The sequence below is a fragment of the Streptomyces sp. NPDC050535 genome, assembly GCF_044457665.1.
In the GTDB taxonomy this organism is placed as follows: Bacteria; Actinomycetota; Actinomycetes; order Streptomycetales; family Streptomycetaceae; genus Streptomyces.
On sequence record NZ_JBITHE010000006.1, the window covers coordinates 261,992 to 277,108 of the forward strand.

Below are 15,117 nucleotides of genomic sequence, written 5' to 3' on the forward strand. Positions count from 1 at the left end.
GAGGGGTGGGTGCGGGGGAGTTTTTCGCCCCCTCCGCCCCTTCCCGTCCCTTGTTTCTGTGGCTCCGCCCCAGGCCCCGCCAGGGGCGCTGCCCCTGGAACCCGGCTCCTCAAACGCTGGCGGGGCTGACTTTCCTCAAGCGCCGGAAGGGCTGAGGATCTTGTCCCGCTTCGCGACCTCCTCGCGGACGATCGGGATGACGTGGCGGCCGAAGTCGACGGCGTCGTCGAGGAGGTCGTAGCCGCGGGCCGAGAGGATGTCGACGCCGAGGTCGTAGTAGTCGAGGAGGGCCTGGGCGACCGTCTCGGGGGTGCCGACCAGGGCGTTGGAGTTGCCGGCGCCGCCGGTCTCCGCCGCGGTCGGGGTCCACAGGGCGCGGTCGTGGCGGTCGCCCTCGGCGGCCACCGCCAGCAGACGCTGGGACCCGGTGTTCTCCGGATTCTTCACGGGGTAGCGGCGGTTGAGGAGCCCGCCGGACCTACGGGTCTTGATCCTCGCGAGGGTGTCGTGCGCCTTCTCCCAGGCCAGTTCCTCGGTCGGCGCGATGATCGGGCGGAACGCGACCTGGATCCTGGGCACGTCCGTGCGGCCCGCCGCCTTCGCCGCGGTCCTCACCGACTCGATCTGCTCGGCGGTCTGGGCCAGCGGCTCGCCCCAGAGGCAGTAGATGTCGGCCTCGGCGCCACCGGCCTCGTACGCCGCCGGGGACGAGCCGCCGAACGAGACGCGCGGGTGCGGCTGTTGGACGGGGAAGGTGTCGCTGACGAAGTCGTTGAAGCGGTAGTGCGTGCCCTCGTGGTCGAAGGGCTCGTGCGAGGTCCACGCCTTCTTGATGATCTGGATGGCTTCGCGGGTACGGGCGTACCGCTCGTCCTTGGTGAGGAAGTCGCCCTCGCGCTGCTGTTCGTGGTCGTTGCCGCCGGTGATGAAGTGCACCGCGAGGCGGCCGTCGCTGATGTGGTCCAGGGTCGCGAAGGTCTTCGCCGCGAACGTGGGGTACGAGACGTTCGGGCGGTGGGCGACCAGGATCTGCAGCTTCTCGGTACGCGCGGCGATGTACGCGGCGGCCGGGGTCGGATCGGGGGAGCCCGAACCGTACGCGAACAGGACCCGGTCCCAGCCGTGGTCCTCGTGGGCGCGGGCGAGCCGGAGCGTGTACTCCCTGTCGAAGGAGACGCCACTGCGCGCGGTGACTTCGGAGCCATCGTTGGTTGCGGCTATGCCGAGGAACTCGACGGGCATGGGAATGCGGCCTCGATTCAGCTGTGCGGAGGTGTCGTGCGGTGACGGAGAAGGCGTGGGTTCTCGTCAGGCACTACACGCCGCCGACCACACACGACCGAAGTCGATGTGGTCGCGGGTGACCAGCCGCAGCTGAGGGCGCATGGCTTCAGTGGAACAGGCGGTCGTGGACCGAGTCAACCAGGCGTCCCGCGAACGGATCCCGCCGCGAACAGCCGTCCTCCCGAGGTGTGTTCACGAGCGGGCCCTGAGGTAGGCACGCCAGCCTCCGTACGCGGTGATGTCCCGCGCGCCTTCGAGCGCGGCCGGTTCGCACAGGAAGCCGGGTACGTGCGTGCCGTCCGCCAGTTCGACGCGGCCGAGGGTCATCGGACGGGGCAGCTCGGAGAGCAGGCTGCCGAGGCCCTCGGCCGGGAGGCGCCAGACCTCGGCCTCGACGGCGGCGCCGCCCGCTCCGACATGGACCAGGCCCGGTTTGGGCGGTGTCGTGGACAGTGCGTGCAGGTGGTAGACGGGTGCCGTGGTGGTGGCTTGTTCGAACTCCGCGCCCAGGGAGAGGAGTTGGCTGTTCAGTGGCTGGCCCGACAGGTGCGCTCCCACCACGGCGACCCGCAGTCGCGGCTGGAGCAGGCGGGCGATGCTCGCGAGGCGCTCGTCGGTGAACGCCGGGCCGATCAGCATCACGCCGAAGGGCAGTCCGGCCACCGTGCCCGCGGGGACGGCGACCGCCGCCAGGTCGAAGAGGTTCGTGGAGTTGGTGAAGCGGCCGAGGCGGGCGTTGGCGCCCAGGGGGTCGGCGGCGACCTCGGCGAGGGTGGGGTGACCCGGGGTCGTCGGCAGCAACAGGGCGTCCGCGTCACCGAGTTGTGCGAGGGCGCGGGAGCGGAGGGCGGCCAGGCGGTCCTGGTCCGCGTACAGCTGGTGGGCCGGGATGTCCCGGGCGCGGGTGATGATTCCGGCGACGGTCGGGTCGAGCCCCTCACCGCCCTCGCTGATCAACTTGTCGACAAAGCTCCCCACGGCGGTGTAGCGCTCGGCGACGAACGCCCCTTCGTAGAGCATCGCGGCGGCCTCGGTGAAGGGGCTGAGGTCGAGGGTGCGCAACTCGGCACCGGCGGACCTGAGTTGGTCGACCGTCGCCTCGTACGCCGCCGCCCAGCCCTCGTCCAGCTCGCCGAGCTGTGCCGGTGACGCGACGGCGACGCGCCACGGGCCGGGCGTCCGCTGGGGGAGGGCCGGCAGACCGCGTCCCGGCGGAGCGGCCATGTGCGCGAGGGCCTGCTCGGCTTCCGGGAGCGTACGGGCGAAGACGGTCACGCAGTCGAGGGAGGCGCAGGCGGGGACGACGCCGGTGGTGGGGACCAGGCCGCGGGTCGGTTTGAGGCCGACGATGCCGTTGAAGGCGGCGGGCACCCGGCCCGAACCCGCCGTGTCGGTGCCCAGGGCGAGGTCGACGATTCCCAGGGCCACGGCGACGGCCGATCCCGAGCTGGAGCCGCCGCTGATCCTGGCCGGGTCGAGGGCGTTCCGTACGGCGCCGTGGGGGGAGCGGGTGCCGACCAGGCCGGTGGCGAACTGGTCCAGGTTCGTGGTGCCGAGGACGATCGCGCCTGCCGCGCGGAGGCGGGCGACGACGGGGGCGTCGCCCTCCGGGGCGTACGCGTACGCCGGGCAGCCCGCGGTGGTCCGCAGGCCTGCCACGTCGATGTTGCCCTTCGCGGCGAGGAGCCTGCCGGCCAGGGGGAGGTGTTCGCCCGCCGTGACGCGCTCGTCGATGACGCGCGCCTCTTGCTCGACCTCCCTCTGAGGGCGCAGGTCGATCCACACCTCGGGGCGGTCGACCTCTTCGATGCGGGCGTAGGCCCTTCGGACGCGGGTCAGGGTGGGGGACGACATCTGTGCTCCTTGCCTCGGGGTTCGTGCTCGACTGCCGGCCGGTGGATGGTGTGTGCCCACCCGTTCCGCCCCGCGGAACGCCTGCCCACACACCATCCGGCGGGTTGATGGCGCCGCCCACACACCATCGGGCGGGTGTATGGAGCTCCACACACCATGCGGCGGGTTCGCGGCGCTGCCCACCCCGTCCGGTGGGTGTACGGCGGTGCCCACGCCACTCGGCGGGTTCGCGGTGCCGCCCACGGACCGTGCCCGGGGGCTTCAGGACGCTGCCGGACTCGCCGGTGCCAGCACGATCAGGGCTGTGCCCGCCTCCACCTGGTCACCCGGCTTCGCGAGGATCTCGGTGACCACGCCGTTCATCGGGGCGGGCACCCTGGACTCCATCTTCATGGCCTCCAGTGCGAGGAGGGGCTGGCCGAGGGTCACCTCGTCGCCCGGCCGGACGTTCAACTGCCATACGGAAGCGGCGAATTCGGCCTCCACCAGACGGCCGCCCGCAGGGACGGTCACCTCGGCCGCGGGAGCCGTGGAGGCCGGCGGGGCCTCGGCCCGGGTGAACTCGCCCGCCGCCTCCCAGGCGTCGCGCTCCGCGGCGAACGCCCCGCCCTGCCGGGCACGGAACTCCCCGATGGAGTCGGCGTTATCGGCGAGGAAGGACTCGTACGCGGCGAGGGAGAACTCGCCCTCCTCGATCCGCGGGACGAAGCGGCCGGAGATGATGTCGGCGCGTAGATCGAGCAGTTCGTCGGGCTCGACGGGGTACCACCTGACGCGGTCGAAGAAGCGCAGCAGCCAGGGCGAGCCCGGCCGGAACGCGCCGCGCTGCTGCCAGGGCGACCACACCTGGGTCGTACGGCCGACGAACTGGTAGCCGCCGGGCCCCTCCATGCCGTAGACGCAGAGGTAGGCACCGCCGATGCCGACCGAGTTCTCGGCGGTCCAGGTGCGCGCCGGGTTGTACTTGGTGGTCACCAGACGGTGCCGCGGGTCCAGTGGTGTCGCGACCGGGGCGCCCAAGTACACGTCGCCGAGACCCAGTACGAGGTACTCGGCGTCGAAGACCGTGCGGTAGACGTCGTCCACCGAGTCGAGGCCGTTGACACGGCGGATGAACTCGATGTTCCACGGGCACCAGGGCGCGTCGTCGCGGACGCCCGCCATGTAGCGGGCGATCGCCTCGCGGGTGGCCGGGTCGTCCCAGGAGAGGGGGAGGTGGACCGTGCGGGAAGGGACGACCAGTTGGTCGCTCGGTGGGAGTGTCGTCACGATCTGCCGTACGGCCGCGAGGAGTTCGCGCAGTGGCAGCCGTCGCGGGTCCGTCCGGATCTGCAGGGAGCGGATGCCCGGGGTGAGGTCGGTGACGCCGTCGGGAGACGCCTCGGCGACCGCTTCCATCAGCGCGTGCACTCGCATGCGCAGGGCCAGATCCAGCTGCATGGGACCGAATTCGACCAGCAGGTTGTCGTCGCCGCTGCGCCGGTACGTCACGTCGCCGTCCCGCGCGAGGACGCCGCCGTCGACGATCGCGGCCCGTGTCGAGCCGTCGTCGGCGACCGGCGTGAACCGCACCGTGTCACCGGGGCGCAGCTGCCCCAGCTTCCAGCGCTCCGAGCTGACGACCGTCGCCGGGCAGACGAAGCCGCCGAGCGAGGGGCCGTCCGGGCCGAGCAGCACCGGCATGTCGCCCGTGTAGTCGACGGCGCCGACCGAGTAGGGCGTGTCGTGGATGTTGGACGGGTGCAGGCCCGCCTCGCCGCCGTCCTTGCGTGCCCAGCGGGGCTTGGGACCGACCAGTCGTACGCCGGTGCGGGCCGAGTTGAAGTGGACCTTCCAGTCGGCGGCGTAGAAGTCGTGGATGTCCTCCTCGGTGAAGAACTCCGGTGCCGCGTGCGGGCCTTCGAGGGCGCCGACGTGCCAGCGCGCACCGAGGACCGGCCGGTCGCCGACGGGGACGGCAGTTCCCGAGCTCACCGGTCCGCCGTCGGCGGCTACGGGCGTGCCCGAGGTCACCGGTCCGCCGTGCAGCACGTCCCCCGTCCGCAGTGCCCGCCCGCCGTGCCCGCCGAACCGGCCGAGGGTGAAGGTGGAGACGCTGCCCAGGAACGCGGGCACGTCCAGGCCGCCGTCCGCGAACAGGACGTAGGTGCGCAGTCCGTGTGCGGCGGGTGCGCCGACCTCCAGTACGGCTCCGGCGGGCACCGTGACCGGCTCCCACTGGGCGACCGCCGTGCCGTCCACGGTGACCGGAGCGGGGGCGCCCGTCACGCACACCGTCGTGGGGTGGGTGAAGCGCAGGGCCGGTCCCTGAAGCGTGCACTCCAGGCCGGGGGCTCCCTCGTCGTTGCCGAGGGCCCGGTTGCCGAGGCGGAAGGACAGGTCGTCCATCGGGCCGCACGGCGGCACCCCGACCTGCCAGTAGCCGGTGCGGCCCGGCCAGTCCTGGACCGTGGTGAGCGTCCCGCCGGAGACGACCTCGACGCGCGGCGTCGGATCCACGACTCCGGCGAGTGTCGCCGTCGAGTGTGCGGCCGCCCGGAAGGACTCCTCCGACAGTGCCGCGCGCACCAGCCCGAGGTTCGTCTCGATACCGTCGACCCGGGTCGCGGCCAGGGCCTCGTCGAGCCGCTCCAGCGCCTGTGCCCGGTCCGAGCCGTACGCGATGACCTTCGCGAGCATCGGATCGTACGAGGTGGTAACCTCCGTGCCCGTCTCCACCCAGCCGTCCACGCGGACGCCCGCGGGGAACTCGACCCGCGTCAACAGGCCCGCGCTGGGCCGGTGTTCGCGCGAGGGGTCCTCGGCGTAGACCCGGGCCTCGACGGCATGACCGCGCGGCGTCCCCGGGTCCCGTACGACCTCCGACTCGCCGCGCGCCAGGCGCAGCATCCAGGCGACGAGGTCGACCCCGTAGATCTCCTCGGTGACCGGATGCTCCACCTGGAGACGGGTGTTGACCTCCAGGAAGTACGCCTCCTCGCGGGCGGCGTCGTACACGAACTCGACGGTTCCGGCCGAGCGGTAGCCGACCGACGCGCACAAGTCACGTGCCGCGGCCGCGAGTCGGTCGCGCACCGAGGACGGGAGCCCGGGTGCCGGAGCCTCCTCCAGCACCTTCTGGTTGCGGCGCTGGAGCGAGCAGTCACGGTCGCCGAAGGTGACGACGCGGCCCCGGCCGTCGCCGAAGACCTGCACCTCGACATGGCGGGCCCGCTCCACGAGCCGCTCCAGGAACACCCCGGCGGAGGAGAACGAGGCCGCGGCGACGCGCTGCACGCTCTCCCAGGCCTCGGCCAGTTCGTCGGCGGATCGACAGGCCGACATACCGATACCGCCGCCACCACCGGTCGCCTTCAGCATCACGGGATAGCCGACGCGCCCGGCTTCGAGCAGGGCCTCGGCCAGGCCGGAAAGCAGCCCGGTGCCCGGCGCCATCGGCACCCCGGCCGCCTCCGCCGCGGCCCGCGCCGTGTGCTTCGCCCCGAACAGCTCCAGTTGCTCCGGCGTCGGACCCACGAACACGATCCCCGCCTCCTCGCAGCGGCGTGCGAAGGCCGCGTCCTCGGAGAGGAAGCCGTAGCCGGGGTGGATCGCCCCGGCGCCGGTGTCCTTCGCCGCCTTGAGGACGAGGTCGGCGTCGAGGTAGGACTCCTTGGCGGGCGCCGGACCCAGGCGTACCGCCTCGTCGGCGAGCCGGACGTGGGGTGCGGAGCGGTCGGGGTCCGCGTACACGGCGACCGTGCGCAGGCCGAGTTCGCGGGCCGTCCGGATGATCCGCACCGCGATCTCGCCCCGGTTGGCGACCAGCAGCGTGTCGAAGGTCATGCGCCGGTCCCGCCGATCGCGCCGTACGCCATGTCGGTCCCGCCGGTCGCCACGTCGGTCCCCCCGCTCGTCACGTCGTCCCCGCCGTACGCGACGCGGGTCCCGCTGATCGTCATCTCCACGGCGGTCGGTTCGAAGCCGTTGCAGGGGTTGTTGATCTGGGGGCAGTTGGAGACCAGCACGAGCACATCGCGTTCGGCGCGCAGCGTCAGGCCCAGTCCCGGGGCCGAGATGCCGTCGACGATCCCGAGGGTGCCGTCCTTCTCCACCGGCACGTTCATGTACCAGTTGATGTTCGAGACCAGGTCCCGCTTGCCCAGGCCGTATCTGGCGCCCTCCGCGAGGAAGTTGTCCACGCAGGCGTGCTGCGACCAGGTGTGATGCCCGTACCGGAGGGTGTTCGACTCCTTGGAGCAGGCGCCGCCGACCGTGTCGTGCCGGCCGACCTGGTCCTCGGCGACGGTCATCAGCGGCGTGTGCTCGTTGGACATGAGCACGCTGCCGGTGGTGAGGAAGAGGTTGCCCTGCGCGTGGATCGTGTCGGGCGCGCTGTAGCGGACCGCCGTGTCGTGGGCGTCGTACACCAGGAAGTCGACGGCCTGGTTGCCGTGCAGGTCGGTGATGGTGAGCGTCTCGCCCTCGGGCACGACGGCCGACCAGGCGGCGCGTGCGGGAACGGTGACCGTGCTCGTGTTCATGCGAGCCCCCTCGCGGCAAGGAATTCGGCGGTGTTGAGGAAGGCGCGACGGCCCTCGGGTGTGGCCTCCCACAGCGGATCGCCCGGCCTGGTGGCCTCCGAGCGCCAGGCGAGCACCTCCAGCGGGGAACTGACGTACTCCGCACGGGAGTCGGCCGGGTGCGGCACGTTCGCGATCAGCACGGTGACGTCCTGCTCGGTGCGCAGGGTCACGCTGCCGCCCGCACCGGCCGAGCCGGTGAAGTCGAGGGAGCCGTCGTCGCGTACCTCCACACCCTGGAAGAAGGAGAGCGACGGCGGCAGATCACGCGGTCCGAGGCCGTTCTTGGCCGCGGCCAGCTTGAACAGCTCACGGCCGGCCGGGGACGCGGACTGCGGCGCCCCGTCCCCGTACCGGTCGGTGTTCCGTACGAGGGTGGAGGTGCCGCACAGCGCGTCGTGCCGTCCGGAGGTGTCGGCGATCAGCGAGGCGAGCACGCGGCCCTGGTCGGACAGCAGGAGCTGACCCTCGCCCAGGTAGGCGTTCCACTGGACCTTGACCGTGTCCGCCACGTTCAGACGCTCCCAAGGGCGGTCGGCGACGTACAGGAGCAGATGCGCGCAGGCGTCGCCGGCCAGGTCGGTGAGGCGCACTTCGGTGCCGCGGGCCAGCACCCGGTGGGTGTAGTTGCCGCCCGCCACCGTCTCCGCCCACACCAGGTGGCCCGCCTCGCAGGGCGGCGCCGGCCAGCCGCTCGCCGGGACGACGGGCATGGCCTCGGCGCGGGTGCCGTCCTGGGAGCGGGCGTGAGCGCGAGCTCCGTACGGGGTTGCTGTCGCCATCGCGGGACCTCCGGCTCCGGGGGGTTTCTGTCGCTCGACAGAAATTAGGAGCGGGGAGGGTCGGCGCCGTGTCCCGTGCGTTGCCGTCCGGTAACCGATCCCTCACGGTGATCGCCGCAAGACCCCGTGTGCGAGGATCGAACACATGGGAACCGGTGGTGGGCGACGGGTCGGCCGGCCGCGGGCGGATCAGCGGCCGGACAGCGGTCTGCCGCCTCGCGACGAACTGCTCGACGCCGCGGCCGAGTTGTTCACGACCCGGGGATACGCGGCCACCACCACCCGTGCCGTCGCCGAACGGGCGGGCATGCGCCAGGCGTCGATGTACCACTACGTCTCCGGCAAGGAGGAGCTGCTCGCCGAGCTCCTGGAGTCCACGGTCACGCCCTCGCTCGCCCTCGCCCGGGAACTCCTCGCGGACGACACGGCCCCGGCCGAGGGCAGGCTCTGGGAACTGTGTCGTGCGGACGTCGAACTGCTCTGCGATGGCCCGCACAACCTGGGCGGGCTCTATCTGCTGCCCGAGGTGCGCACCGAACGCTTCGCCGGCTTTCACGCCGTACGGGCCGAACTCAAGGACACCTACCGGCAGTTGCTCGCGGCGACGACCGCGGGGGGTGCGCTCGCCAAGGGTGAGCTGGCGCTGCGGACGGATCTGCTGTTCGGCCTCATCGAGGGCGTGATCCTCGTGCACCGCTCCGATCCGGAACGCCCCGTGTCGGCGTTCGCCGAGGCCACCGCGGACGCGGCGCTCCGCATCGCCGGAATCTGACCGCTCGGGCCCACGCGGAGGGCGGATTCCGCACGCCCGTACGTCATTACGCAACGTGTGCGAACGACGTCGCAGCGTATAAATGAGCCGAGGGTACTCCTCTTGAATGGGCGATTTCAGGCGCTTGCTGAATATGACACGGCGATGATCCTGTCGGACTAAGCTCGCCCGCAGCGCACCGAGTTGGGATGTATTCGTGCGCTTGTTCCCAAAAGTTCCGAAGATTCAGTTTGATCCATGCCGTTTCCCCGCAGAACTCCCCGATCCCCCAGTCGATTTGTCTTAGAGGGCATACATGGTGAGTGTTCAATCGCCTCCCGGTGGCCGCGAACTTCCTTACGCGCGCGTGCTGTTGCTGCCGGCCATAGTCATGGCCGCGGCGACCGGAGCCGCCGTCGCCGTGGTGACCGACCCGGCCCGGGCCGCCGTCGGCTGGTGCGGAACCATCGCGACGCTCCTGGTCATCGCGATCGGCGCCGAAGCCGTACGACGCGGCCGCGTAGCCCGCGATCTGCGCCTCGACCTGGCGCAGCGCACCGCATATCTCGAACAGCGCATCGCCGTCCACGACCAGGAGATCCTGTACTTCACCCACGAGGTCCTGCCTGTCGCGCTGGACCGGCTGCACGCCGGAGCGTCTCCGGCGGAGGTGATCCGCACGCTCCCCGAGACGGATCCGGACATCGGTGAACTCCCGGCGCCGCAGCGCGAGTTGCTGAAGAACGTGCTCAAGGTCATCGACCGCGAGGAAGCGATGCGCGACTCCGCGCAGCGTGCCTTCGTCAACATCGCCCGGCGCGTCCAGGCGATCGTCCACCAGCAGAACAAGGAACTCCGTGAGATGGAGGAGGACCACGGGCGCAACCCGGAGGTCTTCGACGACCTCCTGCGCATCGACCACGGCACCGCGCTGATCGGCCGGCTCGCCGACTCCATCGCGGTGCTCGGCGGCGGCCGTCCCGGACGTCAATGGCCCGAGCCCGTACCGCTGTTCAGCGTGCTGCGCGGCGCGATGTCACGCATCCTGGAGTACCGCCGCATCGAGCTGCACAACGTCGTCGAGGTCGCCGTCAACGGCGTGTCCGTCGAACCGCTCATCCACGCCGTCGCCGAACTCCTCGACAACGCCACGCGCTACTCGCCGCCCCACACCAAGGTGCACGTCACCGCCCTGGAAGTGCAGACCGGCGTCGCCATCGAGATCGAGGACGGCGGCGTCAGCCTCAGCGACGAGGCCCGCGACAAGGCGGAGGACCTGCTCCGGCAGGCCGCCCTCGGTGTCGACATGGACTCCCTCGGCGCGACCCCGCGGCTCGGCATGGCCGTCGTCGGCCGGCTCGCGAAGATGTACAACCTGCAGGTCTCGCTAAGGCAGTCCGCCTACGGCGGTGTCCGCGCCGTCCTCGTCGCGCCGCGCGCCATGCTCACCACCGACGACGCTCCCGGTCTCGCGCACGGCATCGGCATCGCCTCCGTCCCGACCATGGACACCGACGGCGTCGAGGGCCCCAACCGCAAGCCCAAGAAGCGCCGCCCGACCACCGGCCCCCGGGTCTCCACCCCCCTCGGAGCGATGGAGGACGACGTCCCCCAGGTGACCGAGTGGACGGCCAACGGCCTGCCGCAGCGGCGCAGCCGCGTCAAGGTCTCCTTCCACCAGCGGATCGCCGAGGCCCGGGCGGACGCCGAGGCCGCGGAGGCCGCCGCCGCGGCGCCCGCGTGGTCGCCCGAACCCGTCCCGGAGGAGAAGGAGCCCGAACCCGGCCTGTGGGTCGAGGCGTTCATGGAAGGGCTCAAGGGAGACCCGGACCCGGCCGCCACCGGCACCGACACCGAGCCGGCCCCTGTGGAGGCCGACGACGAAGGGGACCTCAAGTGATCCAGCAGCGCGCCAACTTCGACTGGATGCTGAAGGAACTCGCCGACGGCGTACCGGGAATCCAGCAGATCGTCGTGCTCTCCGCCGACGGACTGCGCATCGCCCGGTACGGCGGTGACCCGGACGCCGCCGACCGGGTAGCCGCCGCCTGCGCGGGCCTGCAGAGCCTGGCCGGAGCCGTCGCGAGCGAGATCCCCAACAGCGACGGCCGGATGCGCATGGTCATCATCGAGATCAACGGCGGCTACTTCTACCTGATGTCGGCAGGACCCAACGCCTATCTCGCGGTCCTCGCCAACCAGACCGCGGAGCCCGGCCTGATGAGCAACCGCATGCGCGACCTCGTCGTGCGGATCGGAGCCCATCTGACGAGTCCGCCGCGCCGCAACGGGCAGAGCGTATGACTCCTCCGCAACGCCGACGGCGCTATCCCAAGGAAGAACCCGCGGGACCTCCCATCGAGGGACCTCCCAGCGAAGAACCCTCTCAAGGGGGACCCCCGAACGAGGGATCGCCGAAGGAGGGGCAGGACCCGAAGAACCCCGAGCGGCTGTACCTGCTCACGGGCGGGGCCGAGGGCGGCGACCGGGCCGCCCTCGACCTGGTCACGTTGATCGTGGCCCGCGCCGAGGCGCCGCCGCCCAACGCCCAGCCGGAGAAGTCGGCCCTGGTCCGGCTCTGCACGGCCCCCCTGTCCGTGGCCGAACTCTCGGCCTATCTCAACCTGCCGGTCAGCGTGGTGACCGTCCTGCTCACCGAGTTGCTGGCGGCCGAACTGGTACAGGCGCGCGCCCCGATCGTCCGCTCGGCGCTCCCCGACCGTTCCCTCCTCGAAGCGGTGATGCATGGACTTCAAAAGCTCTGACACCATCACGGGCCCTCGCGCCGAGGACCATCTGCCGCACACCACCCAGGCAGCCGTGAAGATCGTCATCGTCGGCGGCTTCGGAGTGGGCAAGACGACCATGGTGGGCTCCGTCAGCGAGATCAAGCCGCTGACCACTGAGGAGACCATGACGCAGGCCGGGATCGGGGTCGACGACAACTACGGCTCCGAGACCAAGACGGCCACCACCGTCGCCATGGACTTCGGCCGCATCTCGATCACCGAACAGCTGGTGCTCTACCTCTTCGGCACGCCGGGCCAGGAGCGCTTCTGGTTCCTGTGGAACGGCCTCTTCGAGGGTGCGCTCGGCGCGGTCGTCCTCATCGACACCCGCCGCCTGGAGGTCAGCTTCGACGTGATCGGCCGCCTGGAGGAGCGCGGTGTGCCGTTCGTGGTCGCCATAAACACCTTCCCGGACGCACCCGACTACCCGGTCGAGGATCTGCGGGCCGCGCTCGACCTGGCCGACGAGATCCCGATCGTGCAGTGCGACGCGCGCCGCAGGGCCTCCAGCCGCGACGTCCTGATGACGCTGATGCGTTTCCTGCACTCGCTGGCGATGACCTCCACCAGCGCCTGAGCCCCGTACGGAACGACGAAGATCCGGCCCCGCACCGGCAGAAACGCCCTCCCCAAGACACCAGTTTCGGAGCGATCACCGTGACGCCTGAATCCCACTCCCCGACCGGTATGGACGATCTCACGCTCGACCCGCCGCCCGGCTGCCCCGCCCATGGCTCAGGTCCCGGCGGGCTGCGCCGGCTGTACGGGCCCGAGGCGGAGGACCTGGAAGCCCTCTACGACAAACTCCGCGCCGAACACGGCGCCGTCGCCCCCGTGCTGCTCCACAACGACGTGCCGATCTGGGTGGTACTCGGCCACGGCGAGAACCTGCACATGGTGAGCACCCCCTCGCACTACGCGCGCGACAGCCGCCTGTGGACCGCGGTCCAGGACGGCACGGCGGGCCCCGAGCACCCGCTCGCACCGCACATCGCCTGGCAGCCCATCTGCTCCCACGCCGAGGGCGACGAGCACCTGCGGCTGCGCGGGGCGGTCACCGGAGCCATGTCGACCATCGACCACCGCAGCCTGCGGCGGCACATCAACCGCGCCACCCAGCGTCTGGTCAACCAGTTCTGCGAGCAGGGCAGGGCCGACCTGGTCGGCCAGTTCGCCGAACACCTGCCGATGGCCGTGCTGTGCGAGATCCTCGGCATGCCCGAGGAGTACAACGACCGCATCGTGCAGGCCACCCGCGACCTGCTCAAGGGCACCGAGACGGCGATCGCCAGCAACGAGTACGTCCAGGGCGTCCTGTCCCGGCAGACGGCCCGCCGCCGAGCCCAGCCCGAGGAGGACTTCACCAGCCACCTCATCAACCACCCGGCCCGCCTCACCGACGACGAGGTCACCCAGCACCTGTGGCTGGTGCTGCTCGCCTCCTACGAGACCACCGCCAACCTGATCGCCAACGTGCTGCGCATGGTCCTCACCGACCCGCGCTTCCGCGCCCAGCTCAACGGCGGCCAGATGACGGTCCCCGAGGCGGTCGAGCAGTCGCTGTGGGACGAGCCGCCGTTCAGCGCCGTCCTCGGCTACTTCGCCAAGCAGGACACGGAGTTGGGCGGCCGGCGCATCCGCAAGGGCGACGGGCTGCTCTTCGGGATCGCGCCGGGCAACGTCGACCCGAAGGTACGACCGGACCTCGCCGCCAACATGCAGGGCAACCGGTCACACCTCGCCTTCGGCGGCGGCCCCCACGAGTGCCCCGGCCAGGACATCGGCCGTGCCATCGCCGACGTCGGTGTCGACGCCCTGCTGCTGCGCGTGCCGGACGTCCAACTCAGCTGCGCGGAAAGCGAGTTGCGCTGGCGCGCGTCGATGTCGTCACGCCACCTGGTGGAGCTTCCGGTGCGGTTCGAGCCGAAACCCCTGCAGGACGTCACCCAGTTGCCCGCCCTCCACGCGATGCCGCGCCAGCGTCCGAACCGGCAGGTCACGACGGAGCGTACGGAGCCGGCCGCGACCGCTCCGCAGCCGGTGACGACGCCAGAGCGCGCCGCGCGGCCGGAGCCCGCCCACCGCCTCGGCGCATGGCAGCGGTTCGTGCGGTGGTGGCGCGGCTACTGAGCCGTCTCCGCCAGGAGGTCCGGCGCCGCCCAGGTGTCGAACGAGTCCCAGGCCTCCAGCTCCCGCCCGCTGACGAAGCGGTGCTCTTGCCCCGTGACCGGATCGGTGAACTCCAGCCTCCGCGCCAGCAGTTGGAGCGGACGCCGGAAGTCACCGGCCGGCACGGGGCCGGTCACCACCGGGTACAGGGGATCGCCGAGGATCGGCACGCCCAGGGCGTTCATATGGACCCGGAGCTGATGGGTCTGCCCCGTGCCGGGCGTCAGCCGGTAGCGCCCGATGTCCTCGCGACGGCCGGCCAACTCGACCAGGCTGACGGCGTTCGGCTCGCCCTCGACCTCCCGGGCGGCCATCACCCCGCGCTCCTTGACGATCCGGCTGCGGACGGTGCGCGGGAGAGCGAGGCCGGGGGAGTACGGGGCGATGGCCTCGTACTCCTTCCTGACCCGCCTGTCGCCGAACAGCGACTGGTACGCGCCGCGTTCCTCGGGCCGTACCGTGAACAGCAGGAGCCCGGCCGTGAGCCGGTCGAGGCGGTGCGCGGCGCCGAGCGCCGGGATGCCGAGGTCCCGCCGCAGCCGGGCGAGGGCGGTCTCGGTGACATGGCTGCCGCGCGGGGTGGTGGCGAGGAAGTGCGGTTTGTCGGCCACCACGATGTGCTCGTCGCGGTACACGACGCCGAGCGCGAACGGCACCCGCTCCTCGTCCGGCGGCTCCCGGTGGAACCACACGAACATCCCCGGCGCGTACGCCGTGTCGCCCGCCAACGGCCGCCCGTCCGCCCCGACGATCAGCCCGTCCGCGATCATCCGGTCGATCACCTCGGCCGACGGCGCCAGCCGCTCCACCAGATGCTCCCGCACGGTGGCCCAGCCCCCGCCCTCGGGCAGCCTGATCCGCACGGGGTCGACCCCGTCACGCTGCGGCAGGGGAGAGGGCGGGATCCGGGATTTGCGTCTCACCTG

12 protein-coding genes are annotated in these 15,117 nt (G+C 71.5%); 6 read left to right on the top strand and 6 right to left on the bottom strand.

Annotated elements, in window-relative coordinates:
• Positions 1-135: 135 nt before the first annotated feature.
• From ACIBLC_RS16605 to ACIBLC_RS16625, 5 genes are all read right to left on the bottom strand, one after another.
• On the bottom strand, positions 136-1,242 hold the full coding sequence (locus ACIBLC_RS16605; protein WP_399211654.1) for an LLM class flavin-dependent oxidoreductase: 1,107 nt from the start codon (positions 1,240-1,242) through the stop codon (positions 136-138).
• Positions 1,243-1,476: 234 nt separating this feature from the next.
• Complete coding sequence (atzF, locus tag ACIBLC_RS16610; protein ID WP_399211655.1) at positions 1,477-3,138, bottom strand: allophanate hydrolase; 1,662 nt, start codon at positions 3,136-3,138, stop codon at positions 1,477-1,479.
• Positions 3,139-3,399: 261 nt separating this feature from the next.
• Entirely contained in the window at positions 3,400-6,963 is a 3,564-nt protein-coding gene (locus ACIBLC_RS16615) for a 5-oxoprolinase/urea amidolyase family protein (RefSeq protein ID WP_399211656.1), read from the bottom strand.
• Positions 6,960-7,661 carry an urea amidolyase associated protein UAAP2 gene (locus ACIBLC_RS16620; protein WP_399211657.1) on the bottom strand — a complete coding sequence of 234 codons (702 nt, stop codon included), beginning with the start codon at positions 7,659-7,661 and terminating at the stop codon, positions 6,960-6,962. Before ACIBLC_RS16620 ends, ACIBLC_RS16615 begins: the two co-directional genes overlap by 4 nt.
• Positions 7,658-8,482, bottom strand: a complete 825-nt coding sequence (locus tag ACIBLC_RS16625; RefSeq protein ID WP_399211658.1) for an urea amidolyase associated protein UAAP1 — start codon at positions 8,480-8,482, stop codon at positions 7,658-7,660. The genes ACIBLC_RS16620 and ACIBLC_RS16625 overlap by 4 nt, the downstream gene beginning before the upstream one ends.
• Before the next feature lie 145 nt (positions 8,483-8,627).
• Here ACIBLC_RS16625 and ACIBLC_RS16630 point away from each other — a divergent pair, with 145 nt between their 5' ends.
• The 6 genes from ACIBLC_RS16630 to ACIBLC_RS16655 all read left to right on the top strand — a co-directional run bounded on the left by ACIBLC_RS16630 (position 8,628) and on the right by ACIBLC_RS16655 (position 14,152).
• Entirely contained in the window at positions 8,628-9,254 is a 627-nt protein-coding gene (locus tag ACIBLC_RS16630) for a TetR/AcrR family transcriptional regulator (protein ID WP_399211659.1), read from the top strand.
• A 295-nt stretch (positions 9,255-9,549) separates the two neighbouring features.
• The gene (locus tag ACIBLC_RS16635) at positions 9,550-11,133 is read left to right on the top strand and encodes a sensor histidine kinase (protein ID WP_399211660.1); all 1,584 of its coding nucleotides are present in this window, start codon (positions 9,550-9,552) and stop codon (positions 11,131-11,133) included.
• Entirely contained in the window at positions 11,130-11,537 is a 408-nt protein-coding gene (locus ACIBLC_RS16640) for a roadblock/LC7 domain-containing protein (RefSeq protein ID WP_399211661.1), read from the top strand. The genes ACIBLC_RS16635 and ACIBLC_RS16640 overlap by 4 nt, the downstream gene beginning before the upstream one ends.
• A complete protein-coding gene (locus ACIBLC_RS16645; RefSeq protein ID WP_399211662.1) occupies positions 11,534-11,998 on the top strand; it encodes a DUF742 domain-containing protein in 465 nt (154 codons plus the stop codon). Before ACIBLC_RS16640 ends, ACIBLC_RS16645 begins: the two co-directional genes overlap by 4 nt.
• Positions 11,979-12,599 (top strand): GTP-binding protein, encoded by a 621-nt coding sequence (locus tag ACIBLC_RS16650; protein ID WP_399211663.1) that lies wholly within the window; start codon positions 11,979-11,981, stop codon positions 12,597-12,599. The genes ACIBLC_RS16645 and ACIBLC_RS16650 overlap by 20 nt, the downstream gene beginning before the upstream one ends.
• 80 nt (positions 12,600-12,679) lie before the next feature.
• Positions 12,680-14,152, top strand: a complete 1,473-nt coding sequence (locus ACIBLC_RS16655; RefSeq protein ID WP_399211664.1) for a cytochrome P450 — start codon at positions 12,680-12,682, stop codon at positions 14,150-14,152.
• On the opposite strand, the gene ACIBLC_RS16660 is transcribed toward ACIBLC_RS16655, so the two are convergent.
• On the bottom strand, positions 14,146-15,114 hold the full coding sequence (locus tag ACIBLC_RS16660) for an RluA family pseudouridine synthase (RefSeq protein ID WP_399211665.1): 969 nt from the start codon (positions 15,112-15,114) through the stop codon (positions 14,146-14,148). The genes ACIBLC_RS16655 and ACIBLC_RS16660 overlap by 7 nt on opposite strands.
• Positions 15,115-15,117: the final 3 nt, after the last annotated feature.

Bases quoted from the DNA above. Each gene is read 5' to 3' on its own strand.
- ACIBLC_RS16605 (WP_399211654.1), bottom strand. From the start codon at position 1,242: ATGCCCGTCGAGTTCCTCGGCATAGCCGCAACCAACGATGGCTCCGAA.
- atzF (WP_399211655.1), bottom strand. From the start codon at position 3,138: ATGTCGTCCCCCACCCTGACCCGCGTCCGAAGGGCCTACGCCCGCATC.
- ACIBLC_RS16615 (WP_399211656.1), bottom strand. From the start codon at position 6,963: ATGACCTTCGACACGCTGCTGGTCGCCAACCGGGGCGAGATCGCGGTG.
- ACIBLC_RS16620 (WP_399211657.1), bottom strand. From the start codon at position 7,661: ATGAACACGAGCACGGTCACCGTTCCCGCACGCGCCGCCTGGTCGGCC.
- ACIBLC_RS16625 (WP_399211658.1), bottom strand. From the start codon at position 8,482: ATGGCGACAGCAACCCCGTACGGAGCTCGCGCTCACGCCCGCTCCCAG.
- ACIBLC_RS16630 (WP_399211659.1), top strand. From the start codon at position 8,628: ATGGGAACCGGTGGTGGGCGACGGGTCGGCCGGCCGCGGGCGGATCAG.
- ACIBLC_RS16635 (WP_399211660.1), top strand. From the start codon at position 9,550: ATGGTGAGTGTTCAATCGCCTCCCGGTGGCCGCGAACTTCCTTACGCG.
- ACIBLC_RS16645 (WP_399211662.1), top strand. From the start codon at position 11,534: ATGACTCCTCCGCAACGCCGACGGCGCTATCCCAAGGAAGAACCCGCG.
- ACIBLC_RS16650 (WP_399211663.1), top strand. From the start codon at position 11,979: ATGGACTTCAAAAGCTCTGACACCATCACGGGCCCTCGCGCCGAGGAC.